This is a genomic window from Streptococcus sp. HMSC10E12 (assembly GCF_001807855.1).
In the GTDB taxonomy this organism is placed as follows: Bacteria; Bacillota; Bacilli; order Lactobacillales; family Streptococcaceae; genus Streptococcus; species Streptococcus salivarius.
In genome coordinates this window covers 25250-49077 of the sequence record NZ_KV791092.1, presented here as the reverse complement: position 1 = coordinate 49077, position 23828 = coordinate 25250, and the positions used below count along the sequence as shown (strand labels likewise).

Genomic DNA, 23828 nt, shown 5'->3' with positions numbered 1-23828 from the left:
TGTCCTCCTATTCTTTATTCCATAAGAGTCCTCATTTTCTTTGAAAATCCAGCATCAACTACAGCAACCGTTTTTCTTGGTTTACCAATAGCCATGCTTAATTCCAGTGCGTTAAACACTGTGGAGACTTCTATATTATAGTAGTTACATTTATCAGTCGTCTTTTTAGTCACGTTACTACCAGCATCATTGGCAAGAAAAACTAGTCTCGCCTGCCCTGATTGAACTGCCTTGATGACAAGTTCTTCACCAGAAATAAGTTTTCCAGCTCTTTGTGCTAGTCCCAACATATTTGACAATTTTTCTGTGTTATTCAAGACCTAACTCTCTTCTTTTGACCTTGTGATCCACATAAGCAATGAGTTCATCATAAAAACTTTCAGGAACATCCATGGAGAAACTGTGGTTAAAAGCACGTTTCTTTTTAGCTTGGAGAGCTTCTTCATTATCTAATTTAATGTAAGCACCTCGGCCATTTTTCTTTCCTGTTGGATCAATGAAAATCTCACCATCTTTAGTTTTTACAATGCGGAGCAAATCACGTTTATCAATGATTTCTCCTGAGACAACTGATTTGCGTAAAGGTATTTTTCGTGTTTTAGCCATCAAACACCTCTATGTTCTTCTTATTCTGCTTCTGTTGTTTCAGTTACTTCTTCTGTTGTGACTTCAACAGGTGTAGCATCTTCTGCAACAATCTCGTCAACAACTTCCTCAGTAGCAGCCTCAGCTTTTTCAGCTTCGAGTGCTTCATATTCAGAAGCTGACTTGATGTCAATACGGTAACCAGTCAAATGAGCTGCCAAACGAACGTTTTGTCCACGACGACCAATTGCAAGAGATAATTTGTTATCTGGTACAACCACTGTCGCACGTTTGCTATCATCTTCGTCAAAGAGAACATAGTCCACTTCAGCCGGTGCAATAGCATTGTAGATAAATTCAGCTGGATCTTCAACCCATTGAATAACATCAATATTTTCCTCAACAGGAACTTCAATACCTGTCTTAGCATCCAAACGTGTTGGGTGGAAACGGCTGACAACTTTCTTGATGTTGCTTCCACCACGACCAACGATAGTACCAATAGCATCAACGTTAGGGTTGTGACTGCGAACAGCAACTTTGGTACGATCACCAGCTTCACGAGACACGCTCATGATTTCTACAGTTCCATCAAATACTTCAGGAATTTCTTGTTCCATGATACGTTTGATGAATTCTGGATGGCTACGGCTTACAAAGACGTTAACACCTTTAGGGTTGTTTTCAACTTTATAAACATAAACATCGATGACGTCGTGTGACTTAAAGCTTTCGCCAGGAATTTGGTCTTGGCGTGACAATTGAGCTTCGAGCGTTCCAAGATTCACATAAATGAAACGTTGGTCAAAGCGTTCAACTGTTCCTTGCATGATTTCACCTTCATGTTGCTTATAATCATTATAAGTGATTTCACGCATCTGCTTGCGCATCTTTTCCATAATGGTTTGTTTGGCAGATTGCGCTGCAACACGGCCAAATTCATCAACTGACTCTTCAAAACGAATCTTGTCACCAAGCTCGTAAGCAGAGCTGATAGCAAGGGCATCTTTCAAGCTAATTTCCAAACGACTATCAAAGACTTCGTCTACAACTTCACGAACAGTATAAACTTGAAAATCACCTGTTTTTTCATTGAATTCAACTACAGCTGATTCTGACTGACCATAACGACGCTTGTAGGCTGACTTAAGCGATTCAACCACAGCATCGATGATATCTTCCTTGTTAATGTGTTTTTCTTCTTCCAAGACACGGAAGGCTTCTAGCATTTCTTTGCTCATATTCTTTGTTGTTTTAGCCTCTAAAGGCTAAAACTGGCATCCTTTCTTTATTTACACTAAGAGTTTTAGAGTTTGACTGCCAAACGAGCTTTAGCAACTGTTTGATAGGGAATCTCAACAGTTTTATGGCGAGTCTTATCAAGGTAATCAATTGTTAGGGTTTCCCCATCAAAGGCCACCAAGTCACCTTGGAAAATCTTGATCTTATCAATAGCCTTGTAAAGACTAACATTGATATACTGACCAACAGCATTTGTCAAAGCTTCTTTGGTTTTTAAGGGACGCTCTAACCCTGGACTAGAAACTTCCAGCATGTATTGATCCGGGAAAGGATCAGGCTGAATAGTATCCAAGAGGGGACTGATAATTTCAGTCAAGTCTGCAGTATCTTCTACAGTAATACCTCCTGGCTTATCAATCAAAACTGACAAGACATAGTCACCGCCAAGCTTTTCGTACTCGATATCGACCAGTTCGTATGGCTCAGGAATAGCTGGAGCTACGACTGCCGTCACGAGATCAATAATTTTTTGCGACATTATGACCTCCTTACACACACAAGAGACGAAGTTTCTACTCCGCCTCTCTTTCGTTATTTTCCTATATTATAGCATAGGTCAAAAGCCATTGCAAGGAATAACCATATTGCTATCATTTCAAAGCAAAAAGGTTGGGAATCACCCAACCTTATTTATTGCGCCGCTGGAACAGTGCTATAAGTAGTCACACCCGATCCATTATTATTGTATGTAGGGGTTGTCGTACCTTGTTCCTGAACATAATTACCTGTGTTTTCACTATAGTTATTGCTATAGGTAGTACCTCCATTGTAGGTACTTACTGACCCACCACCAGCTGCCTCAGATGTCCCGCCCTCATAATTTGAAGATGCCTCACTCGAAGCCGCACTTCCTTTAGAATTAACGAAATCATCTGAGCCATAGTTAGAGCTACCAGAACCATAGAGAACCAAACTAGTCTTAAGATTAGATTCAGAAACTTTCTTCTTACCAACTTCCTGCTTAATGCGATTTTGCACCTTAAGAATATCCTCAGTGGAGGCTACTTGATAGCTTCCTCCATCGATCATGGCATCCGAACCAGCCAATTGGTATGACTTAATATTTTTAAGGGCATCACTATAACCCATCAAGCTACGCAAAGTATTGGTATCACCAAGATCGATACTGGTTTGAACATTTGAACTTACAGCCGACAAAATTTTCTTGTAAGAACCAATAGAGTCCATCTTCAAGAGCTTAGCTACAACTTTTTGAATAACCTCACGTTGACGTTTTTGGCGACCATAGTCACCATCAGGGTCATCGTAACGCATACGTGAATAGACTAAAGCTTGCTCACCATTGATTTTATGGGTTCCGGGCTCAACTTTTGCCTGAAATTCAGGTTCATTTTCTGCAATCGAAATTGGAAAATCAAAATGATTCGTTACCTCAATACCACCAACAGCATCTACCAAATCAATCATACCCTGCATATTAATCAGTGCATAATAGTCAATATCAATATCTAAAACCTTTTGAATGGTTGAAATAGCCAAGTCAGCACCACCCTCAGCATATGCTGAATTTAGTTTTGCTTCACCCGACCCCTCAATATCTGTCAAAAGGTCACGTTCCAAACTGGTCATGGTTGTTTTCTTAGTCTTAGGGTTCACTGTTACCAAAATCATGGTATCAGAGTTTCCTTCCCAGGTTTCCTTACGTTCTTTGGATCCTGTATCTACCCCCATCAAGAGAATAGTTATAGGCTTAGTCTGTTGAATAGCCTTACTATTCCCTGAAGTTGCTTTAGAAGCCCTAAACGTTTTTGACAATTCGCCTGTGGCGTAATTATAAGTTGTCGTTAGGTAAATACCAGCAGCTACTACTGTCGTTGCAAAAATCGCCAACAACATCAATAAAATTTTTCGTCCAAGTTTCATGTTTTTTCCTAATCTATGAGTTTAGCCATAAGGTAAACATCTAGAAATTCTCCATTTTTAGTTCTTGCACCACGTTTCTTAGTGCCTTCAATGTCAAATCCGAATTTTTGATAGAGATGAACCGCCCGTTCATTACGTGCTTGAACCGTCAACTCTAAGCGGCGGATAGTTGGTGTATGATCTGCCCAGTCAATCATTGTTTCCATAAGAAACTGGCCAACACCATTCCCCCAGTAGGGTTTAGAAACCGCAATAAATACGTCGGCGATATGACTGGTCTTAGTATCTTGATCAGAGGTAACATTACAAACACCAATGACCTCATGACCCAATTTTGCCACCAAACAAATCTCATTAAGCCTATGCTGATGACTTTCAATATAAGTGGCTAACTGTTCAACACTCAGTATAGAACTTCTATCATCTTGTGCTAGAAAATCCGATTCCAAGGCTACAGTCTCTAGTAAACGAGCTAGAGAGGCAGCATCCTCTCTTTGAGCTTCCTCAATGACTAATTCTTGCTCAGCCATTTACCATTTCCTCCTGAATCTCCTTACTTCTAGGACCGAAAGATTCAAAAAGCAACTGACGTCCATCTCCATGATGAGATATCGAAATTAGGAGATAATCCCCTAACAGACTCTCGTCTAGGAGCTCACCCCACTCGATGATGGTCACACCTTCACCATACAGAAAATCATCCAAATCAATAGAATCAGGATCATCACCAATGCGGTAGACATCTAAATGATAGAGTGGCAGCCGCCCCTCATACTCCCTTACAATAGTATAGGTTGGACTCTTTATCATCTGTGAAATATCCAAACCTTTGGCAATCCCCTTGGTTAAGGTTGTTTTGCCAGCTCCCAGATCACCTGAGAGAACAATTATATCTCCAGAATCGAGCAGTCGACCTAACTTTTGGCCGATACTAATCAATTCTTCTTCATTTTGACTGTAAATCATGTTTTCATTATATCAAAAAATAAAAATATGGACTAGAATCCACTGTAAAAATACAGTAGAAACTTATAAATATCGAATCATTTAAGTAAGAAGTTAAGATGTGTATTTTAATCTTCAATTTATTTTAACCACATCAACCACTCATAGATTAGAAATGTTTTTGTAAAACTTACTATAGTTTCAAAAGTTAACCAATAGTAACTCTCTCACATTCCCCAGATAAAATCGCAAAAGAAAAAGCCTGACAAATATACAGACTTTTAACTTTCAAGCTTTAGAACACAGCCATACTGATGAAGTTAAGGATAAACAAGATATCCAAAATCCACATAATAAAGTGGACATCCTTAGTTTGACCTTTGACGATTTTGACCAAAGTATAAGTAAGGAAACCAGCTGCGATACCATAAGTAATACTATATGAGAATCCCATGAAAATAGAAGTGAAGAAGGCAGGAATAGCTTCAGACAAGTCTTCCCAATCGACACTCTTAAGGTTAGAGAGCATCATAACACCTACAATAATAAGAATAGGCGCTGTTGCCGCATTTGGAACGATTGACACCACTGGACTAAAGAAACTAGAAATGGCAAAGAGTACAGCAACCACAAGAGCTGTCAAACCAGTACGTCCACCAGCACCAATACCTGCTGCAGATTCAACGTAAGTTGTAACGTTTGAAGTCCCTGCAATGGCACCAATACTTGTACCAACAAGGTCAGAGTAAAGAGCACGGTCAAGAGCTTTTGATTCGTTGTTATCACCTGTTGAAGCAATGATACCAACCTTCTCACCAGTACCAATCAAGGTACCGATAGTATCGAAGATATCAGTCAATGAAAAGGCAAGAATAGCCATAAAGACACCAGGCAAACGAGAAACATCTGCAAAGAGTGATCCCAATCCCTTAGATCCAAGCGCTGCACCAAAGACCTGACCAAGATCCTTAATAGATGATGTCAAGCTAGCTGCGTGCCAGTCAATGCTTCCAAGATCAACGACACCAGCAAAGATAGCAATGATAGTCGTTACGAGGATTGAAAGAAGAACACCACCACGAATACCTTTAACAATAAAGAAAATCGCAATCGCAAGACCAATCAAACCTACAATTACAGTTGGGTTATTGAAAGCAACCAAACCTGGTGTAGCTGACGATGAAGCTGTAATTGAAGCCTTAGCCATGTCAGCACCTTTGCCTGCTACAGTGTAGGTATGTGGATTAATTGAGAATTTCAAGAAACCAGCATTTTTAATCCCAACATAGGCAAGGAAAACACCGATACCTGCTGAAATAGCAGATTTGAGAGCTGTTGGAATAGACTCAATAATCATCTTACGTACTTTAGTTACCGTGATGATCAATGAAATAACACCACATAGAAAGACCATTGCTAAGGCCTCTTGCCAAGTGTAACCCAAAGAAAAGACCACTGTGTAGGTGAAGAAGGCATTAAGCCCCATACCAGGCGCTTGAGCGTATGGTAGGTTAGCATAAAATGCCATCATCAATGTCCCTGCAACCGCACCAATAATTGTTGCTAAGAAAACACCTTGTGCAGGCATTCCTGTTTGGGCCAACATCGCTGGGTTAACAAAGAGGATGTAAGACATGGCAAAGAAAGTTGTCAATCCGGCAGTCACTTCTGTGCGGACGTCAGTACCATGTTCTTTCAATTTGAAAAACTTTTCCATGAAAGTTTAGACTCCTTAATAAAAAATATTGTCAAAATCCGAATAATTTCGGAACATTCTCATGTAGAATGCAACATTACTATTCTACATGAAATCATTTGACGGTGCAAGGTTTATTTCCTGAGACTTTTCTTATGAAAAACCGAACGTTCTTAGAAAGCTCTTTCTTAATCACCAACAAAGGACAGATTTTTGCTATAATAGGAACATGACAAAAAAATTGATTGCACTAGATCTTGATGGAACGTTATTACGCCCAGATGGAACTATTTCAGAATTTACACAAAAAACGATTAAAGACGTACAAAACAAAGGACACCAAGTCGTTATTGCTACAGGTCGTCCTTATCGTATGGCTATTGACCATTACAAAACACTAGGGTTAGAAACACCACTCATCACCTTCAACGGCTCTTTGACCAATCTTCCAGACCAAGACTGGGCTTATGAGCATTCGGTTAAATTAGATAAGAAATATCTGATTAGCCTCTTACAACGCCATGATGAATTAGAGATGGATTTTCTGGCTAGTGAATATCGAAAACACTTCTATATCACTATGAATCACCCAGAACGTATCCAACCACAACTCTTTGGTGTTGATAAAATTATTGAGGCTATGCGTTTAGAACCAACTAAAATCACGCGCAACCCAAATGCTCTTCTTATGCAAACTCGTCACGAAGATAAGTACCAGCTAGCCGATGATATCAAGAAAGACTTCAAGGAAGAAATTGAAGTTGATTCTTGGGGTGGCCCGCTTAATATTTTGGAGTTTTCACCTAAAGGTATTAACAAGGCCTACGCCCTAAACTACTTACTTAAGGCTATGCGCAAATCAACGGATGATCTGATTGCTTTTGGAGACGAACACAACGACACAGAGATGTTGGAACTTGCTAAAACTGGTTATGCCATGAAGAATGCTAGCTCTGTCCTTCTCCCCCACGCTAACGAACAAATTGAGTGGACTAATGAAGAGGATGGCGTTGCTCGCAAACTCCAGGAACTCTTCTTATAAATAACAAAAGACACCGAAAATTTCTTCGGTGTTTTTTCTTATGATTAAGGTAAAATAGCCACTGCACGCACTGGGGAGCCTGTCGCCTTGTCCCAGTGAGGAAATGCAATCGAAATCAAAGCACCAACGGCTGGAACTTGATCCAATTGATTCAAAACTTCTACCTGATAAATGTTTTGTTCCAAGAGGTAGTATTCGTTTACCAAACCATGTTCTGCTGCTGGAATGCCAGCATCTGTATCAAAAGTCTCGTGACCGACAGCCTTAACCTGACGTTCATAAATCAAGAATTCTAGAGCTTCACGGCTCCACCCTGGACTCTGTTGAACCCCATTTTCATCAAGGTTGCGCATAGCATCTTGATCTGGCCAACGCTTCGACCAATCACTACGAAAAGCGACAAAGGCCCCTTCAGTAATTTGTCCATATTCTGCTTCAAAGTCTAAGATATCTTGTTTGCTCAAAATAAAGTTTGGATTGGCAGCAACTTCTTTAGACTTGTCGATAACATAGAGTGGTAAAAGAAGATCTTTGAGGGCAATCTCATCCAACCAACGACCACCTTCTACAAAGTGAATCGGTGCATCAATATGCGTTCCGTATTGACCAACCACTGTAAATTTTTGAACATGAAAACCATCTTTTAATGTAAAAAGGTCTTCTTGTTTCAAGGCTGGGAGAGCTGGAAAGTGTGGACTTTCTGCATTAATTTTGTGGGTCAAGTCAACCCATTTCTTAGATTGCAATTCTTTATAAATACTTAGTAAATCTGATATAAGGAGGTCCTCTTTTCTTATAGATTTAACATTAAACAGTTAATTGACGAAATTATAGCAGCCATTACTAGCTATTACAAGCATTTATCTCATTTTATCATAATCCCATTTCCTCTATTTAAATATAGCTTCAAACTATATCTAACACCTTTTGTCTGATTGTCTGAAAAGAAAGTATATTTGCGATAATTTGATATTTTTTTCAATTTTATGACACTTTTATTACGAAAAGCATTGACAAATCTATGATAACGTTTTACAATTAGATTGTTCTAATTTTCGAGGGACTAAAAAAATATTGTTGTCATTTTCATGTCATGAATGATAATACCAATAATCATTTTTCTATTCCTAAGAAGCAATATATAAAAGGAGGAAGAACACTAATGGGTATCGGTATTATTATTGCTAGCCATGGTAAATTCGCTGAAGGTATTCACCAATCAGGTTCTATGATTTTTGGTGAACAAGAGAAAGTTCAAGTGGTTACTTTCATGCCAAATGAAGGTCCTGACGACTTGTACGCTCACTTCAAAGATGCCATTGCTCAATTTGACGCTGACGACGAAATTCTAGTCCTTGCAGACCTTTGGTCTGGATCACCATTTAACCAGGCAAGCCGAATCAAGGAAGAAAATCCTGATCGCAAGATGGTTATCGTGACAGGACTCAACTTGCCAATGCTTATCCAAGCATATACAGAACGTATGGTAGCTCCTGATGCTGGGGTTGAAGAGATTGTCGCTAACATTTATAAGGAAACAAAAGAAGGCGTTAAAGTCCTTCCAGAAGGCCTTATTCCTGAAGAAGACACTAAACCAGCAGACGCTAAGCCTTCTGTTCCTAAAGGTACCATTCCTGAAGGAACCGTTCTTGGTGATGGAAAAATCAAATACGTTTTGGCTCGTGTTGACACACGTCTCCTCCACGGTCAGGTTGCGACTGGTTGGACTCACTCAACTCACCCAGACCGTATCATCGTTGTTTCAGACACTGTTTGTCATGATAAACTTCGTACAAACATGATTAAACAAGCCGCTCCATCTGGTGTTCAAGTTCACGTTATCCCAATTAAAAACATGGTTAAAGCAAACAATGACCCACGTTTTGGAGATACACGTGCTATGCTTCTCTTTGAATCTGTTGAAGATGCTCTTGCTGCTGTTAAAGCAGGTGTTGATGTTAAAGAAATCAACCTTGGTTCTTCAGCTTATAAAGAAGGAAAAGTCAACGTTACTAAGGCTCTTTCATTTGACCAAACAGATGTGGATGCTATCAAAGAGTTGCAATCATTGGGTGTCAAATTTGACGTTCGTGGGGTGCCAAGTGATAGCCCAGCAAACGTTGATGCCTTGATTAAGTCAGCTGAAACTAAATTAGCAGAGAAGAAATAATTTTGGAGGATGCATAAATGAGTTTAGTACAAATTATTTTAGTCGTAATTGTTGCTTTCATCATCGGTTGTAGCTCAGTTAACGACCAAATCGAAACATACCAGCCAGTTGTGGCTTGTTCCCTTATCGGTCTTGTTACTGGTCATCTCGAACTCGGCGTAATGTTGGGTGGTAGCTTGCAGTTGATCACTATGGGATGGGCTAACGTTGGTGCTGCCATGGCACCAGACGCTTCACTTGCCGCTGTAGCTTCTACAATCATTCTTATCTTGGGTGGTCAAGGAGCTAAAGGAATTGGTCCAGCCATCGCCCTTGCGGTTCCTTTGGCTGTTGCCGGTCTTGCCTTGACAATGTTTGTCCGTACTGCAACTGTCTTCATCGCTCACATTATGGATAGTCGTGCTGAAGATGCTGATATCGCTGGTATTGAAAGATGGCACTTTATCGGTATGTCCCTCCAAGGTCTCCGTGTTGCTATCCCTGCCCTCCTCTTGCTCTTGATTCCTGCACACCTTGTACAATCTGGTCTTGAATCTATGCCTGAATGGTTAACATCAGGTATGACAATCGGTGGTGGTATGGTTGTAGCCGTTGGTTATGCCATGGTTATCAACATGATGTCTAGTCGCGAAGTATGGCCATTCTTCTTCCTTGGTTTTGCTTTGGCTGCCCTCAAAGAATTGACCTTGATTAGCTTGGGTATCATCGGCCTCTGTCTTGCCGTTATGTACCTTGCACTTGAAGCTAGTGGTTCATTGGGTTCTTCAAATGATGGAGGATCAGGTGATCCCCTCGGTGAAATTCTGGAAGACTTTTAATTAGGAGGAAAGAAAATGGCTGATTCAAAAATTAAATTAACAAAAGCAGATCGTTTCAAAGCTTTCTTGCGCTCATACTTTCTTTTAGCTTCATTCAACTATGAACGTATGCAAAATGGTGGTGTGGCTTACACCCTCATCCCTGCAATCAAAAAACTTTATCAAACAAAAGAAGAACGTGTAGCTGCTCTTAAGCGTCACTTGGAATTCTTCAATACACAACCTTTCATGGCTAACCCAATCTTTGGGGTTACACTTGCCTTGGAAGAAGAACGTGCTAACGGGGCAGACATCGATGATGCCGCTATCTCAGGGGTTAAGGTTGGTATGATGGGACCTCTTGCAGGTGCCGGTGACCCTCTCTTCTGGTTTACCCTTCGCCCAATCTTCCTTTCATTAGGAGCAGGTTTGGCTGTTTCAGGTAACATCTTGGGACCTATCGTCTTCTTCGTACTTTGGAATGCTATGGTCGCTGCCGTTAAATGGTACACTCAAGAGTTCGGTTATAGAGCTGGTGCTGCGATTACAGACGACGTATCTGGTAATCTTCTTCAACAAGTAACTCGTGGCGCATCAATGATGGGGATGTTCGTTATCGGTTCTCTTATCCAACGTTGGGTAAGTATCACCTTCACACCAGTTGTCTCTACTGTTAAACAACAAGAAGGTGCTTATATCGATTGGGATAAACTTCCAAAAGGTATTGCCGGTGTTAAAGAAGCCTTCCATCAACAAGCTGCTGGTCGCTCTCTTGACGCTAACAAGGTGACAACCTTGCAAGATAACTTGAACCAATTGATTCCTGGTCTTGCTGCCCTTGGTTTGACTTTCCTCTGCATGTACCTTCTTAAGAGAAAAGTTTCTCCAATCGTTATCATCTTAGGTATCTTTGTCCTTGCTATTGTGCTCCACATTATTGGTCTACTCTAATCGGAGCAAGGTATGGTTAAATCGCTCAATACGAAAATGGCTCACACAACTAAGGGAACTTGGTTTCGTGAAGGACCTATTTACGGAAATATCATGGTCGGAGATAAGGCCTTCGAATTTTACAATGATACGAAGTTGCAAGACTACGTTCAAATTCCTTGGGATGAAATCACTTATGTGATTGCCGATATCTACTTCGGTGGTAAGTTCATCCCACGCTTTGAAATCCGCACTAAGCAAAATGGACGTTTCCGTTTTGCCAGTCGAAAAAGCCGAATAACTTTGAAAGAAATTCAAAAAAGAATTCCTCGAGAAAGTTTACGAAAAGCACCTAGCTTTATCGCTGTCCTCAAACAAGGCTTTAAAAATCTTTTCCGACTCATTGTCAAGAAGAAATAATCTCCGAATATTATAAAAGGGTTGTCCAATCTAATGATTGGACAATCTTTTTATAATATTTTGCTCATTTTTGAAAGAATTTGACTTCTTTTGAAATTTTATCTCACTAGCTATTGACATTTTCTTGAAAGCGTTTTAGAATATAATTGTTCTTGATTTCTTATGTTTAAAAAGATTGAGAGACGCTTTTTTTAGCGTCTTGATAAAAATCGGAGATAGTCTTTTTAAGCCTAGGAAAAAATAATTTATAAGGAGGAGAACACGAATGGGTATCGGTATTATTATTGCCAGCCATGGTAAGTTCGCTGAAGGAATCCACCAATCAGGCTCTATGATTTTTGGAGACCAAGAGAAAGTTCAAGTCGTAACTTTCATGCCAAGTGAAGGTCCTGATGACTTGTACGCTCACTTCAACGACGCCATTGCACAATTCGATGCTGATGATGAAATTCTTGTTTTGGCTGACCTTTGGTCTGGTTCACCATTTAACCAAGCCAGTCGAATTGCTGGAGAAAATCCAGATCGCAAGATTGCTATCATCACAGGACTTAACTTGCCAATGCTTATCCAAGCATACACTGAACGTATGATGGATGCTAACGCTACTGCAGAGCAAGTTGCTGCTAATATCATCAAGGAAGCTAAGGGTGGTATCAAGGCACTTCCAGAGGAGCTTAATCCAGCTGAGGAAACAACAGCAGCTCCTGTAGAAGCTGCTGCACCTCAAGGAGCTATCCCAGAAGGGACAGTTATCGGAGATGGTAAACTCAAGATTAACTTGGCACGTTTGGACACACGTCTCTTGCATGGTCAAGTAGCAACTAACTGGACACCTGCTTCTAAAGCAGACCGTATCATTGTTGCTTCAGACGACGTTGCTAAAGATGAGCTTCGTAAAGAATTGATCAAACAAGCAGCACCAAATGGGGTTAAAGCAAACGTTGTTCCAATTCAAAAATTGATTGATGCTTCTAAGGACCCTCGCTTTGGTAACACACACGCGCTTATCTTGTTCGAAACTGTTCAAGACGCACTTCGTGCTATCGAAGGTGGCGTGCCAATCAAAGAACTTAACGTTGGTTCTATGGCTCACTCAACTGGTAAAACAATGGTTAACAACGTTTTGTCTATGGACAAAGACGATGTTGCTTGCTTCGAAAAATTGCGTGACCTTGGCGTTGAATTCGACGTCCGTAAGGTACCTAATGATTCTAAGAAAGATTTGTTCGACCTTATCAAAAAAGCTAACGTTCAATAACCTTCATTCGGATAAATTAGTTGATACTCTCAGCTAATCACAACTCAATAGAAAAGGAATTATTACCATGTCAGATATGTCAATTATTTCTGCAATTTTGGTCGTAGTTGTTGCCTTCCTTGCTGGTCTTGAAGGTATCCTTGACCAATTCCAATTCCACCAACCACTTGTTGCATGTACCCTCATCGGTGCTGCTACAGGTAACCTCACTGCAGGTATCATGCTTGGTGGTTCTCTTCAAATGATTGCCCTTGCTTGGGCTAATATCGGTGCCGCTGTCGCTCCTGACGCTGCCCTTGCCTCTGTTGCTGCTGCCATTATTTTGGTTAAAGGTGGTAACTTCACAACTGAAGGTATCGGTGTTGCGACTGCAACAGCTATCCCACTTGCGGTTGCCGGTCTCTTCCTAACTATGCTTGTTCGTACAGCATCTGTTGCCCTTGTTCACGCTGCAGATAAAGCAGCAGAAAGCGGAAACATCGCTGGTGTTGAACGTGCACACTATCTTGCCCTTCTTCTTCAAGGGTTGCGTATTGCTGTCCCAGCAGCCCTTCTTCTTGCTATCCCAGCACAATCTGTTCAACATGCCCTTGGTTTGATGCCTGACTGGCTCAACCACGGTATGGTTGTCGGTGGTGGTATGGTCGTAGCCGTTGGTTACGCCATGGTTATCAACATGATGGCAACTCGTGAAGTTTGGCCATTCTTCGCCATCGGTTTTGCTTTCGCAGCTATTAGCCAATTGACACTTATCGCTCTTGGTGCTATCGGTGTCGCTATTGCCTTCATCTACCTCAACCTTTCTAAACAAGGTGGCGGAAATGGTGGCGGAACTTCAACTGGTTCAGGCGACCCAATCGGCGATATCTTGGAAGACTACTAGGAAGGGGTGCTCTCATGGCTGAAAAAATTCAATTATCTCAAGCGGATCGTAAAAAGGTTTGGTGGCGCTCACAATTCTTGCAAGGTTCATGGAACTATGAACGTATGCAAAACTTGGGTTGGGCTTACTCACTCATTCCTGCTATCAAAAAACTCTACACTAACAAAGAAGACCAAGCCGCAGCTCTTAAACGTCACTTGGAATTCTTCAATACCCACCCTTACGTAGCTGCTCCTATCATGGGTGTTACCTTGGCTCTTGAAGAAGAAAAAGCTAACGGTACTGACATCGAAGATGCTGCTATCCAAGGGGTTAAAATCGGTATGATGGGACCCCTTGCCGGTATCGGTGACCCTGTTTTCTGGTTCACAGTTCGTCCTATCCTTGGTGCCCTTGGTGCATCATTGGCACAAGCTGGTAACATCGCTGGTCCACTTATCTTCTTCGTCGGTTGGAACCTTATCCGTATGGCATTCTTGTGGTACACTCAAGAACTTGGTTACAAAGCAGGTTCAGAAATCACTAAAGACATGTCTGGTGGTATCTTGAAAGATATTACTAAAGGGGCATCAATCCTTGGTATGTTCATCTTGGCTGTCCTTGTTGAACGTTGGGTATCTATCGTCTTCACTGTAAACCTTCCAGGTAAAGTTTTGTCTAAAGGTGCCTATATCGAATGGCCTAAAGGCAATGTTAGCGGTGACCAACTTAAGACTATCCTCGGCCAAGTTAATGACAAACTTAGCTTCGATAAGATTCAAGTTGATACCCTCCAAAAACAATTGGATTCATTGATTCCAGGATTGATGGGACTTCTCCTTACTTTTGCATGTATGTGGTTGCTTAAGAAGAAAGTTTCACCAATCACAATCATCATCGGACTCTTTGTAGTTGGTATTGTTGCAAGCTTCTTCGGAATCATGTAAAAAGAGTAAGAGTTTAGCAAAGCTGAACTCTTTTCTTATGCTATAATAAAGGTATTACAATCAAAAAGCGAGATAGATATGGCACAATCACTAAACAAAACAGTTGAATTGCATACAACAGGCGTTTCCTACATGGCTATCGGAGGGAAAGTCGGTAAATTTCTAATCGGAGATGTGGCTCTTGAATTCTACCCAGATGTCAATGTCGAGCAATACATTCAAATTCCATGGACTAGCATTACTCAAATCGGTGCGAATGTATCAGGAAAGAGAATTAGCCGTCACTTTGAAGTGTTGACAGACAAGAGCAAATTCCTCTTTGCTTCTAAAGATTCTGGGAAGATTCTAAAGATTGCTAGGGAACATCTTGGCAATGAAAAAGTCGTCAAGCTACCAACTCTCATTCAAACTATTGGTGCTCGACTCAAAGGTTTATTTGCCAAAAAATCATAATTTTTGTATAATATAACAGACGGATAAGTACTAGCTAGACTCTTACAGAAAGCCTGCGGTTGCTGCGAGCAGGTAGGGTTGACCTACGAAATTCTACCGTTTCTAATAATTAAAAACATAAACAAGTGCACTCCTGTGAAGTTGGATGGAACCGTGGCCTAAGTCACTCCAACACTTTCACTGGAGTGTTTTACTTTTTGGAGGAACTTATGTTAGATGTAAAACGTATTCGTAACGACTTCGATGCCCTTGCCGAAAAATTGGCTACACGTGGTGTCGCTGCTGAAACTTTAAATGAACTCAAAGAGCTTGATGTTAAACGTCGTGAACTTCTTATCAAATCTGAAGAACTCAAAGCTCAACGTAACATCGCTTCAGATGGTATCGCTCAAGCTAAACGTAACAAAGAAGATGCTTCCGAACAAATCGCTGCAATGCAAAAAGTCTCTACAGAAATTAAGGAAATTGATGCAGAACTTGCTGCTATCGATGAAAAGCTTAATGCCATCGTTGTGACACTTCCAAACACACCAAATGACTCTGTTCCAGTAGGTGCTGACGAAGACGAAAACGTAGAAGTTCGTCGTTGGGGAACACCTCGTGACTTTGATTTTGAAGTTAAAGCTCACTGGGATCTTGGGGAAGACCTTGGTATCCTAGATTGGGAACGCGGTGCTAAAGTCACTGGTTCTCGCTTCCTCTTCTACAAAGGCCTTGGAGCAAAATTGGAACGTGCAATTTACAACTTCATGTTGGATGAGCATGCTAAAGAAGGCTATACTGAAATGATCACACCTTACATGGTTAACCACGACTCAATGTTTGGTACTGGTCAATATCCAAAATTCAAGGAAGATACTTTCGAGCTTGACGGTACTGACTATGTCCTTATCCCAACAGCCGAAGTTCCTTTGACAAACTACTACCGTGGTGAAATCCTTGACGGTAAGGAATTGCCAATCTACTTCACAGCTATGAGCCCTTCATTCCGTTCAGAAGCTGGTTCAGCTGGTCGTGATACACGTGGTTTGATTCGTCTTCACCAATTCCACAAGGTTGAAATGGTCAAATTCTCAAAACCTGAAGACTCTTATGATGAATTGGAAAAAATGGTAGTTAACGCTGAAAACATCCTTCAAAAACTTAACTTGCCATACCGTGTCATCACTTTGTGTACTGGCGATATGGGATTCTCAGCTGCGAAAACTTATGATTTGGAAGTTTGGATTCCAGCACAAAACACTTACCGCGAAATTTCTTCATGTTCAAACACAGAAGATTTCCAAGCCCGTCGTGCACAAATCCGTTACCGTGACGAAGCTGATGGTAAGGTAAAACTTCTTCACACTCTTAACGGTTCAGGACTTGCTGTTGGACGTACAGTAGCCGCTATCCTTGAAAACTACCAAAACGAAGATGGTTCAGTAACTATCCCTGAAGTTCTTCGCCCTTACATGGGTGGTGCTGAAGTAATTTCACCAAAATAAATAAGAGAAATCTCCAGAAAAAACTGGAGATTTTTTAGTTTTGATTAGCTTCCTCGTAGTATGGTTTCAACTTATAGAATCCATCAACGAGTTCTTCTACTAACTCTTCCATTATTTCACTAGCAGTCACAGGGACATCATATTTGACCAACACCTTACGAACACGACCATCTCTAACTGCTTCTTTAAGCATCTGACGATTTTCTTCAGTTCCTTTCACACGATGACTGACACCATTTTCCTGGGCAAAATAGTATAGAGAGGGTGCAATCGGTAAGTCTAGGACCTTATGTTGCTTAGCTAAAGTAGTATCTGATTTTTTACGTTCGACAAAGCTAACTTCTACTGAAATCCCCCATTTTTCAGACTGACCATAAAGTCGAATCGCCATGGCAACATCGTCTAAACTATCCTCAGGGGCCCTGTAATAGCACCAAAAGTGTGGCCGGCATATTTGTGCTTGATTAGCCCAATTACTGACACGATCCATCTTAAAGGGCGCCAAACGCTCCTCTAAAAGTTTTGCTAAAGTCTGCATCTCCTTACGAGCAGCCTGTCCCAAAGCTTTGAGGTCTTCCATCTCTTCCTTATGTGGGCCCGCTTTTTCAGGTTTGATATACTTAACTCCCTGTTTTGACAAATAAGCTTGAATATTTTCTAACATCGTTTTCTCCTTACAATGATAAAAGACCAACCCATAAAGATTCTATTCTGGTTGGTCTCTTTTTTTATTTACGTTTACGAGCAATCAAATGAATTGGTGTTCCCTCGAAACCAAAGGCTTGACGAATTTGATTTTCCAAGAAACGCATATATGAGAAGTGCATAAGCTCTTCTTCATTGACAAAGATAACAAATGTTGGTGGTTTAACCGAAACCTGTGTGCCATAGAAAATCTTAAGGCGTTTTCCTTTGTCAGTTGGTGTTGGGTTGATGGCAATGGCATCCATGATAACATCATTCAAAACAGCTGATGAAATACGACGATTTTGACTCTCACTGATGCGTTTAATCATCTCTGGCAACTTGTTAAGACGTTGTTTCGTCTCAGCCGATACAAAGATAATTGGTGCATAGCTCAAGAATTGGAACTGATCACGGATATCTGCTTCCCAGTTAGCAACGGTATGATTGTCTTTCTTAATCGTATCCCATTTGTTAACTACGATGATAATCCCTTTACCAGCTTCATGGGCAAAACCAGCAATACGCTTGTCATACTCACGGATACCTTCTTCGGCATTGATAACCATAAGGACGATATCAGAACGGTCAATGGCACGCATTGAACGCATAACAGAGTATTTCTCTGTGTTTTCATAAACCTTACCAGATTTACGCATACCAGCGGTGTCAATCATGGTATACTCTTGACCTTCACTGTCCACAAAGTTTGTATCAATGGCATCTCGAGTTGTACCAGCAATTGGGCTGGCAATCACTCGGTCCTCACCCAAAATGGCGTTAATCAAGCTTGATTTTCCGACGTTTGGACGCCCAATCAAACTAAAACGAATGATATCTGGATTTTCTTCTTCAACTTCTGTTGGAAGATTTTCAACGATAGCATCGAGAACATCCCCTGTACCAATACCGTGAACAGATGAAACTGGATAAGGATCACCAAGACCTAGAGAATAAAAATCATAGATATCTGCACGCATCTCAGGGTTATCCACTTTATTTACCGCCAAGATAACTGGCTTGTTGGTCTTATAGAGAATACGAGCAACGTACTCGTCCGCATCTGTCACGCCTTCCTTACCTGAAACGACAAAGACAATAACGTCAGCTTCAGTCATGGCAATGTCAGCTTGGTGCTTAATTTGTTCCATAAATGGTGCATCAACATCATCAATACCACCTGTATCAATTAAGCTAAACTGACGGTTAAGCCATTCAGCAGAGGTATAAATACGGTCACGTGTTACCCCTTCAACGTCTTCGACGATAGAGATACGTTCACCCGCAATTCGGTTAAATAGGGTCGATTTCCCAACGTTTGGGCGACCCACGATAGCAACTGTAGGTAATGTCATATGTTTAAGTCCCTGATTAAATAGGGATTCCTTTCTTCATTTAGCAGTCTCACTTCCACCAAGGAAAGCAAACTCTCTTATTCTTTATCATTATTAGGATCACCCTAACGGCGATTAACACCCTTCAAGTGAACCTCTTTGGCTAGAAAACGGATACGCTCCATCACACGTTTGGCCTGCCAAGTCTCATCTCCTTGACGTCCATTGGATAGCTTCGCTTCTAAATCCGCAAAACTATAGTTAGACGTAAAGAAGGTAGGAAGCTCCTCAATCATACGATGCTGGAGGATAACTTGCAAAACATCATCTCTAATCCAAGAAGAAAATTGTTCTGCACCGATATCATCTAGAACCAAAACTTCCGCCTGTTTGACAGCATCAATTTGTTCCTTGACAGAACCATCCTTGATTCCATTTTTAACATCAATAGTAAATGATGGGTAATGAATAATGGTCGTCGCAACCTTCTTTGTCTCTGAAAGTTCATGAGCCATAGCAGCCAACATGAAGGATTTTCCAACCCCCATGTCTCCGTAGATATAAAGGCCTTTCTGGTCTGGACTAGGGTAATTCGCTACAAAATCCACGAGACTCTCAAAGGTATCAACACGAGCCACATCATCTAGAGCAATGTCCGCAAAGGTAATCTTACGATAAGACTGAGGAAGACTCACCAAATTAATCCGTTTAGCAATAGCCTGCTGTTCTTGTTGCTCTTTGAGCTGACGCGTCTCCTTATAGGTGACATCAGCGTAGCCTTCATTCATGGTCAGAATCGGCTCATACCCTTTGGCAATATACGAGGCATCACCTTCTTTGACCTTACGGCATTCCACCAGGAATTGATTAAACTTAGGAAGACTACGTTTGATTTCATCCTGGCTTAGGCTATGCTCTTGAATAAAGCTAGCCACTCTTGGATCTGCTAAAATTTGCTTCGTTAAATCTGTTGCATTGCCAGACCCATGATGCCCTGTTCGGTTTAGGGTTTGTCCAACTCTTTCCATAGGCTACTCCTTTCCTTTTTCTAGTTTTGCCAAAGCTCGACGTCTAATTTCATCCAACTTGGCCTGATCAGCCTGACTGGTTTGATTATCATAATCTGGATTACTCCAGCTTGGCACATTTGTTTTCTTCTTAGAATCTGCTCTTGCTTGCTGTGATTTCTTGTCGTAACCACTACGCAAGGCTAAAAGTCCCTGTTCAGCAGTGACGATATTCTTAAAAGCAAAGTCGTTGGCAAGTTTAGAGATATACTCTCGATTCACATTCGTCGAACGTGTCCGTCCCAAACTGTAGGCAACCATAAGGTTAATGACCTCATCCATAAAGCCTCTTTGTGCCAAATCCGTGAGAATCTGCTTCTCAGAATTAGTCACAGTCCCGCTTGGGCCTTTAGCACTTTGCAAGTAATCTATAGGCTCTTCGGACCTAACCGCTTTAAGAATCTTTTTCTCCGTCTCCGTCAAAGCAGAATCACCACCCAATGTTTGAGCCTGAGCCTGTTCTAATTGCACCTGCATACGCTTGACAATAATCTGGTGGTTCACGGCTGTCTTTTTCGCTAAGAGATAGGTATCATACCAATTCATGCCATGAGTTTCAGACAATTTATAGATTTCTGGCACATCTGTCTTTTCATCTGTAAATACAAATCCGTCAGCCTGCATACGATTCCTGAAACTGCTTAAATCAAACGAATTTTTAGGCTTGATTTCAGACACAGACTTTTGAGCCAAACGCTCATCGGTAAAGACATCCGAAAAACGTTTAGATAAATCTTGCAAGCCTTGTAGACCTGCCGGTTTCAAAGCGTCTACTGCTGGTTCACTAATCTTTTGCTCGAGAAGTGAACTATAAACGGCATGTTTTAGAAACTGCTCAATTGATAAGGGAGACTTAAGCTCTATAACATAAAACCCTTGAGGTGACTGGTAAAAGGCCAAGAGATCTACTGCTGTCAGAACCGCCAGTGCTTCCTGAAGGGGTTGCATTCCAAAGTTAAGGTGATTCAGAATAGCCGCAAACTTATGGCGGTGATTACCATTGTCATAAAAAGCCACGAAATACTGGTAAAGAGCGTATCCCTCACCTCCAATAATGGGATAATAGCAACGCATCAAACTTGCCTGATCGGGAACGATAACCTGATTGCCAACATAGACAAATTCTTCAATAGGTCTCATTTTTTAGACTCTTTTTTCGCACGTACAGTCTTGGTGATTTCTTGAAGCAACTCTTCAATCTCATCAACATCTTTGAAAGAACGGTAGACACTGGCAAAACGTACATAAGTAATCTCATCAAGGTCAGCGAGTTCTTTCATCACTAAATTCCCAATGACATCACTATCAACCTCTCCATCATGGTTACGGCGAATGTTTTGCTCAATACGGGTGATGGCATTTTCGATATCCTCACTAGAAACCGGACGCTTCTGAGCACTCATCAAGATACCATTGAAAATCTTATCGCGAGAGAATTGTTCACGAGTACCGTCTTTTTTGACAACCAAAAGTGGAACTTCTTCCACACGCTCAAATGTTGTAAAACGAGCATGACAAGAATCACACTCACGACGCCGACGAATGGTATTCCCATCCTCTGCCTGACGACTATCGATAACACTAGATTTATTGTGTTGACATTTTGGACAACGCATGCACTTCACCACCAATCTTTGAAATTCGGTACTCTATTTTACCATAAAAACACATAAAAAGCACGCCCTAAACGAGGCGTGCTCATGACCAAGAATCACTCTAAGTCTCTTATAAATTGATTTAAAGCTCAAGTTGAGGTGTCGTCGTTTCTCCATCTGCAAATGGAATGTAAAGGTCGAAACGTGTTCCAACACCAAGTTCAGAACTAACATCGATACGGCAGCGATAAGCTTCCACAATTTGGTAAAGAATTGACAAACCAATACCAACACCAGATTGCGTTGTTGTACGATTACGTGCCTTATCTGAACGGTAGAAGCGCTCAAAGATATGCTCAATATCTTCTTTAGAGATCCCTTCACCATTATCTTGCACTTGCACCAACATTTCATCTTCCAGAGCCTTAATTGTAACCTGGATTTCCTTGTTAACAGGAGAATACTTGACCGCATTATCAATCAAAATCGTAATCGCCTGTTCAAAGTGTTGGCTGTAAATCTGTGCAGGGCGCTCTGAACTCTCGAAATCATTGAGATAGAATTGGTAATCTTCATGCAAGACACGGAAGTTACCAATAACCGTACGGATTGAAGAATTCAAATCACAAGTATCGTTTCTGTGATTTTCAAATGACCCTTTGACACGGATAGAATCCAACATGTCATTAATCATAATCGTCATACGGTTGGCCTCGTGACTGGCAGCCTCAAGACTTTCCTCAAGAATCTCAGGGTCATTTTTACCCCAACGTTGCAAGAGGTCCATATGCCCCTTGATAACCGCAATCGGTGTACGCAATTCATGACTGACGTCACTCAAGAAACGCATCTGCATCTGATTATTTTCTTGGATTTTATCCATCATACGGTTAAAGTTAACCGCCAAATCACCAATTTCATCGTGACTTTCAATCTTAGAACGAAGTTCCAAATCACTTGGCGAATCGGTGATAACTCCCATCGTTTCGTGCAACTGTCTCATCGGACGAAGAATAGATGTCAAGACAACTACAGTCGCTGCGATAACTAGGACCGTCATCCCCACTTCTAGGAAAATCAATAAGAAAATCAAACGCTCTTTCAGAGCATAATAGAATTCCAAATCATGGAAGATTTGGGCATAACCAACGATGGTCTTTTTATCTTTACCGTAGATTGGAACTTGCAGCAAGAAACCACGCTTCCCTTTATAGGAAACTGACTTCAATTTGTTTACCTCGGACATACCTGGAGGCGAGTCTGTGTTCTCCTCAGAAGTAAAGATAAACGTTCCCTTTTTGTCATAAACAAAAACAGATTGGTTAGAATATAATTTATTAGAAATCGCAACCTGACCATCCAAAGAGTGCTTTTCGGAAAGCACACCATTAATGATCGATGCATAGATATTTTTAGGCGAATAAAGGGCAGCTAAAAGCGGTTCTGGACTCAACTCTTCGTCGGAGTCCCAGTCCTTTTCTATATAAGTAACAACTTTTGAGATTGTAGTGTTTACATTTTGACGTTCACGTTGTAAAAGTAGTGTATTGGCTGAGAAAATAACAACCAGAGTGAACATCGACAATACAAGAAAGAAGACCACAGCAGTTGTCATGGTCAACTTTTTTCTAATGGTTACTTTACCAAATAATTTATCTTGTAATTTACTCATTTTTCACGGATAACGTAACCCATTCCTCGTACTGTTTGAATATATGATTCCTTACCTGGAACGTCGATTTTTCCACGCAAGTAACGAATATAAACATCTACCACGTTTGTTTCGATGGCGTCATCATATTTCCAAACTTGAAGCAAGAGTTCCTCACGGGTCATCACTTGGTTCATATTGCTCAAAAGTGTGTTCAACAAATCAAACTCACGTTTTGTCAATGGAATTGCTTCATCACCACGAACAACTGTACGGTTTTGAACATCCAATTTCAAATCACGATAAGTTGATGCTTTGGCTGGTGCATTCTTAGCAGCTTCGATATCTTGGCGACGGAAGGTTGCACGGATACGTGCCAACAATTCTTCAATCGCAAATGGTTTTACAATATAGTCATCAGCACCGCGGTCCAAACCAGCAACAATGTCCATGATTGAATCGCGAGCTGTCATCATCATAATATAAGTATCTTTTTCTTGTTGGAGACGACGTGTTACTTCAAAACCGTCCATCTCAGGCAACATAAGGTCCAAGAGAATAAGATCGAAATCTTTCTCGAGTGCCATTTCAAGTCCTTCGCGTCCGTTGTCTGCTGTCACAACGTCGTATCCTTCGTGTTGAAGTTCAAGAGAGACAAAACGAGCAAGGTTTTTCTCATCTTCAACAATCAAAATGCGTTTGCTCATAATAAGTATTTA

Annotated in this window: 26 protein-coding genes; 10 read left to right on the top strand and 16 right to left on the bottom strand. The window is 41.0% G+C overall.

Annotation, left to right across the window (positions count from 1 at the left end; genetic code table 11):
* Nucleotides 1-14: 14 nt before the first annotated feature.
* The 8 genes from HMPREF3112_RS05920 to HMPREF3112_RS05885 all read right to left on the bottom strand — a co-directional run bounded on the left by HMPREF3112_RS05920 (nucleotide 15) and on the right by HMPREF3112_RS05885 (nucleotide 6433).
* Nucleotides 15-317, bottom strand: coding sequence for a YlxQ-related RNA-binding protein (locus tag HMPREF3112_RS05920; protein ID WP_002947460.1), 303 nt, complete (start codon nucleotides 315-317; stop codon nucleotides 15-17).
* On the bottom strand, nucleotides 310-606 hold the full coding sequence (gene rnpM, locus HMPREF3112_RS05915; protein ID WP_002883779.1) for an RNase P modulator RnpM: 297 nt from the start codon (nucleotides 604-606) through the stop codon (nucleotides 310-312). Before rnpM ends, HMPREF3112_RS05920 begins: the two co-directional genes overlap by 8 nt.
* Nucleotides 607-626: 20 nt before the next feature.
* Nucleotides 627-1826: a transcription termination factor NusA gene (gene nusA, locus HMPREF3112_RS05910; RefSeq protein WP_002886615.1), complete on the bottom strand. Its 1200-nt coding sequence runs from the start codon at nucleotides 1824-1826 to the stop codon at nucleotides 627-629.
* Between the two features lie 65 nt (nucleotides 1827-1891).
* Entirely contained in the window at nucleotides 1892-2365 is a 474-nt protein-coding gene (gene rimP, locus HMPREF3112_RS05905) for a ribosome maturation factor RimP (protein ID WP_002883745.1), read from the bottom strand.
* A gap of 152 nt (nucleotides 2366-2517) precedes the next feature.
* Nucleotides 2518-3771, bottom strand: coding sequence for a glycopolymer--peptidoglycan transferase LytR (locus tag HMPREF3112_RS05900; protein ID WP_070438637.1), 1254 nt, complete (start codon nucleotides 3769-3771; stop codon nucleotides 2518-2520).
* An 8-nt stretch (nucleotides 3772-3779) separates the two neighbouring features.
* Nucleotides 3780-4301, bottom strand: coding sequence for a GNAT family N-acetyltransferase (locus HMPREF3112_RS05895; RefSeq protein WP_070438634.1), 522 nt, complete (start codon nucleotides 4299-4301; stop codon nucleotides 3780-3782).
* Nucleotides 4294-4737 (bottom strand): tRNA (adenosine(37)-N6)-threonylcarbamoyltransferase complex ATPase subunit type 1 TsaE, encoded by a 444-nt coding sequence (gene tsaE, locus HMPREF3112_RS05890; RefSeq protein WP_014633907.1) that lies wholly within the window; start codon nucleotides 4735-4737, stop codon nucleotides 4294-4296. The genes HMPREF3112_RS05895 and tsaE overlap by 8 nt, the downstream gene beginning before the upstream one ends.
* Before the next feature lie 274 nt (nucleotides 4738-5011).
* Nucleotides 5012-6433, bottom strand: coding sequence for an NCS2 family permease (locus HMPREF3112_RS05885; RefSeq protein ID WP_037599034.1), 1422 nt, complete (start codon nucleotides 6431-6433; stop codon nucleotides 5012-5014).
* A 208-nt stretch (nucleotides 6434-6641) separates the two neighbouring features.
* Here HMPREF3112_RS05885 and HMPREF3112_RS05880 point away from each other — a divergent pair, with 208 nt between their 5' ends.
* Nucleotides 6642-7454, top strand: a complete 813-nt coding sequence (locus HMPREF3112_RS05880) for a Cof-type HAD-IIB family hydrolase (RefSeq protein WP_014633589.1) — start codon at nucleotides 6642-6644, stop codon at nucleotides 7452-7454.
* 44 nt (nucleotides 7455-7498) lie between these two features.
* Here the strand turns inward: HMPREF3112_RS05880 and HMPREF3112_RS05875 are convergent, their stop codons facing one another.
* Nucleotides 7499-8230 (bottom strand): cyclase family protein, encoded by a 732-nt coding sequence (locus HMPREF3112_RS05875; RefSeq protein WP_037599032.1) that lies wholly within the window; start codon nucleotides 8228-8230, stop codon nucleotides 7499-7501.
* Nucleotides 8231-8616: 386 nt separating this feature from the next.
* Here HMPREF3112_RS05875 and HMPREF3112_RS05870 point away from each other — a divergent pair, with 386 nt between their 5' ends.
* The 9 genes from HMPREF3112_RS05870 (at nucleotide 8617) to serS (ending at nucleotide 16778) form a co-directional block, all read left to right on the top strand.
* Nucleotides 8617-9624: a PTS sugar transporter subunit IIB gene (locus HMPREF3112_RS05870; RefSeq protein WP_048674285.1), complete on the top strand. Its 1008-nt coding sequence runs from the start codon at nucleotides 8617-8619 to the stop codon at nucleotides 9622-9624.
* 17 nt (nucleotides 9625-9641) lie between these two features.
* A complete protein-coding gene (locus tag HMPREF3112_RS05865) occupies nucleotides 9642-10442 on the top strand; it encodes a PTS mannose/fructose/sorbose transporter subunit IIC (protein ID WP_070438631.1) in 801 nt (266 codons plus the stop codon).
* A gap of 15 nt (nucleotides 10443-10457) precedes the next feature.
* The gene (locus HMPREF3112_RS05860; protein WP_060973177.1) at nucleotides 10458-11372 is read left to right on the top strand and encodes a PTS system mannose/fructose/sorbose family transporter subunit IID; all 915 of its coding nucleotides are present in this window, start codon (nucleotides 10458-10460) and stop codon (nucleotides 11370-11372) included.
* Nucleotides 11373-11384: 12 nt separating this feature from the next.
* Nucleotides 11385-11771, top strand: coding sequence for a DUF956 family protein (locus HMPREF3112_RS05855; protein ID WP_070438628.1), 387 nt, complete (start codon nucleotides 11385-11387; stop codon nucleotides 11769-11771).
* Nucleotides 11772-12036: 265 nt separating this feature from the next.
* Nucleotides 12037-13029, top strand: a complete 993-nt coding sequence (locus tag HMPREF3112_RS05850; RefSeq protein ID WP_002883770.1) for a PTS sugar transporter subunit IIB — start codon at nucleotides 12037-12039, stop codon at nucleotides 13027-13029.
* Between the two features lie 67 nt (nucleotides 13030-13096).
* Nucleotides 13097-13912 (top strand): PTS mannose/fructose/sorbose transporter subunit IIC, encoded by an 816-nt coding sequence (locus HMPREF3112_RS05845; protein ID WP_002889980.1) that lies wholly within the window; start codon nucleotides 13097-13099, stop codon nucleotides 13910-13912.
* Nucleotides 13913-13926: 14 nt separating this feature from the next.
* On the top strand, nucleotides 13927-14838 hold the full coding sequence (locus HMPREF3112_RS05840; protein WP_070438625.1) for a PTS system mannose/fructose/sorbose family transporter subunit IID: 912 nt from the start codon (nucleotides 13927-13929) through the stop codon (nucleotides 14836-14838).
* A gap of 78 nt (nucleotides 14839-14916) precedes the next feature.
* Nucleotides 14917-15291 (top strand): DUF956 family protein, encoded by a 375-nt coding sequence (locus tag HMPREF3112_RS05835; RefSeq protein WP_002883765.1) that lies wholly within the window; start codon nucleotides 14917-14919, stop codon nucleotides 15289-15291.
* Nucleotides 15292-15500: 209 nt separating this feature from the next.
* On the top strand, nucleotides 15501-16778 hold the full coding sequence (gene serS / locus HMPREF3112_RS05830) for a serine--tRNA ligase (RefSeq protein WP_070438623.1): 1278 nt from the start codon (nucleotides 15501-15503) through the stop codon (nucleotides 16776-16778).
* 34 nt (nucleotides 16779-16812) lie between these two features.
* Here serS and HMPREF3112_RS05825 read toward each other — a convergent pair whose 3' ends face one another.
* From HMPREF3112_RS05825 to HMPREF3112_RS05795, 7 genes are all read right to left on the bottom strand, one after another.
* Nucleotides 16813-17442 (bottom strand): ribonuclease P, encoded by a 630-nt coding sequence (locus tag HMPREF3112_RS05825; RefSeq protein WP_070438620.1) that lies wholly within the window; start codon nucleotides 17440-17442, stop codon nucleotides 16813-16815.
* A gap of 64 nt (nucleotides 17443-17506) precedes the next feature.
* Nucleotides 17507-18817, bottom strand: coding sequence for a ribosome biogenesis GTPase Der (gene der, locus HMPREF3112_RS05820; protein ID WP_002886596.1), 1311 nt, complete (start codon nucleotides 18815-18817; stop codon nucleotides 17507-17509).
* A gap of 104 nt (nucleotides 18818-18921) precedes the next feature.
* Nucleotides 18922-19824, bottom strand: coding sequence for a primosomal protein DnaI (dnaI, locus tag HMPREF3112_RS05815; protein WP_002883792.1), 903 nt, complete (start codon nucleotides 19822-19824; stop codon nucleotides 18922-18924).
* A gap of 3 nt (nucleotides 19825-19827) precedes the next feature.
* A complete protein-coding gene (locus HMPREF3112_RS05810; protein ID WP_070438617.1) occupies nucleotides 19828-21003 on the bottom strand; it encodes a DnaD domain protein in 1176 nt (391 codons plus the stop codon).
* Entirely contained in the window at nucleotides 21000-21479 is a 480-nt protein-coding gene (nrdR, locus tag HMPREF3112_RS05805) for a transcriptional regulator NrdR (RefSeq protein ID WP_002883820.1), read from the bottom strand. The genes HMPREF3112_RS05810 and nrdR overlap by 4 nt, the downstream gene beginning before the upstream one ends.
* A gap of 121 nt (nucleotides 21480-21600) precedes the next feature.
* Nucleotides 21601-23130, bottom strand: coding sequence for a HAMP domain-containing sensor histidine kinase (locus tag HMPREF3112_RS05800; RefSeq protein WP_014633896.1), 1530 nt, complete (start codon nucleotides 23128-23130; stop codon nucleotides 21601-21603).
* On the bottom strand, nucleotides 23127-23816 hold the full coding sequence (locus HMPREF3112_RS05795; protein WP_002883757.1) for a response regulator transcription factor: 690 nt from the start codon (nucleotides 23814-23816) through the stop codon (nucleotides 23127-23129). Before HMPREF3112_RS05795 ends, HMPREF3112_RS05800 begins: the two co-directional genes overlap by 4 nt.
* Between the last annotated feature and the right edge of the window lie 12 nt (nucleotides 23817-23828).

What these genes read in the sequence shown, in the direction of transcription:
- rimP (WP_002883745.1), bottom strand. Translation starts at nt 2,365, where the DNA reads ATGTCGCAAAAAATTATTGATCTCGTGACGGCAGTCGTAGCTCCAGCT.
- dnaI (WP_002883792.1), bottom strand. Translation starts at nt 19,824, where the DNA reads ATGGAAAGAGTTGGACAAACCCTAAACCGAACAGGGCATCATGGGTCT.
- HMPREF3112_RS05810 (WP_070438617.1), bottom strand. Translation starts at nt 21,003, where the DNA reads ATGAGACCTATTGAAGAATTTGTCTATGTTGGCAATCAGGTTATCGTT.
- HMPREF3112_RS05825 (WP_070438620.1), bottom strand. Translation starts at nt 17,442, where the DNA reads ATGTTAGAAAATATTCAAGCTTATTTGTCAAAACAGGGAGTTAAGTAT.
- HMPREF3112_RS05880 (WP_014633589.1), top strand. Translation starts at nt 6,642, where the DNA reads ATGACAAAAAAATTGATTGCACTAGATCTTGATGGAACGTTATTACGC.
- nusA (WP_002886615.1), bottom strand. Translation starts at nt 1,826, where the DNA reads ATGAGCAAAGAAATGCTAGAAGCCTTCCGTGTCTTGGAAGAAGAAAAA.
- HMPREF3112_RS05845 (WP_002889980.1), top strand. Translation starts at nt 13,097, where the DNA reads ATGTCAGATATGTCAATTATTTCTGCAATTTTGGTCGTAGTTGTTGCC.
- der (WP_002886596.1), bottom strand. Translation starts at nt 18,817, where the DNA reads ATGACATTACCTACAGTTGCTATCGTGGGTCGCCCAAACGTTGGGAAA.
- HMPREF3112_RS05850 (WP_002883770.1), top strand. Translation starts at nt 12,037, where the DNA reads ATGGGTATCGGTATTATTATTGCCAGCCATGGTAAGTTCGCTGAAGGA.
- HMPREF3112_RS05895 (WP_070438634.1), bottom strand. Translation starts at nt 4,301, where the DNA reads ATGGCTGAGCAAGAATTAGTCATTGAGGAAGCTCAAAGAGAGGATGCT.
- HMPREF3112_RS05900 (WP_070438637.1), bottom strand. Translation starts at nt 3,771, where the DNA reads ATGAAACTTGGACGAAAAATTTTATTGATGTTGTTGGCGATTTTTGCA.
- HMPREF3112_RS05840 (WP_070438625.1), top strand. Translation starts at nt 13,927, where the DNA reads ATGGCTGAAAAAATTCAATTATCTCAAGCGGATCGTAAAAAGGTTTGG.
- HMPREF3112_RS05855 (WP_070438628.1), top strand. Translation starts at nt 11,385, where the DNA reads ATGGTTAAATCGCTCAATACGAAAATGGCTCACACAACTAAGGGAACT.
- tsaE (WP_014633907.1), bottom strand. Translation starts at nt 4,737, where the DNA reads ATGATTTACAGTCAAAATGAAGAAGAATTGATTAGTATCGGCCAAAAG.
- HMPREF3112_RS05870 (WP_048674285.1), top strand. Translation starts at nt 8,617, where the DNA reads ATGGGTATCGGTATTATTATTGCTAGCCATGGTAAATTCGCTGAAGGT.
- rnpM (WP_002883779.1), bottom strand. Translation starts at nt 606, where the DNA reads ATGGCTAAAACACGAAAAATACCTTTACGCAAATCAGTTGTCTCAGGA.
- HMPREF3112_RS05860 (WP_060973177.1), top strand. Translation starts at nt 10,458, where the DNA reads ATGGCTGATTCAAAAATTAAATTAACAAAAGCAGATCGTTTCAAAGCT.
- serS (WP_070438623.1), top strand. Translation starts at nt 15,501, where the DNA reads ATGTTAGATGTAAAACGTATTCGTAACGACTTCGATGCCCTTGCCGAA.
- HMPREF3112_RS05885 (WP_037599034.1), bottom strand. Translation starts at nt 6,433, where the DNA reads ATGGAAAAGTTTTTCAAATTGAAAGAACATGGTACTGACGTCCGCACA.
- HMPREF3112_RS05800 (WP_014633896.1), bottom strand. Translation starts at nt 23,130, where the DNA reads ATGAGTAAATTACAAGATAAATTATTTGGTAAAGTAACCATTAGAAAA.
- HMPREF3112_RS05865 (WP_070438631.1), top strand. Translation starts at nt 9,642, where the DNA reads ATGAGTTTAGTACAAATTATTTTAGTCGTAATTGTTGCTTTCATCATC.
- HMPREF3112_RS05795 (WP_002883757.1), bottom strand. Translation starts at nt 23,816, where the DNA reads ATGAGCAAACGCATTTTGATTGTTGAAGATGAGAAAAACCTTGCTCGT.
- nrdR (WP_002883820.1), bottom strand. Translation starts at nt 21,479, where the DNA reads ATGCGTTGTCCAAAATGTCAACACAATAAATCTAGTGTTATCGATAGT.
- HMPREF3112_RS05835 (WP_002883765.1), top strand. Translation starts at nt 14,917, where the DNA reads ATGGCACAATCACTAAACAAAACAGTTGAATTGCATACAACAGGCGTT.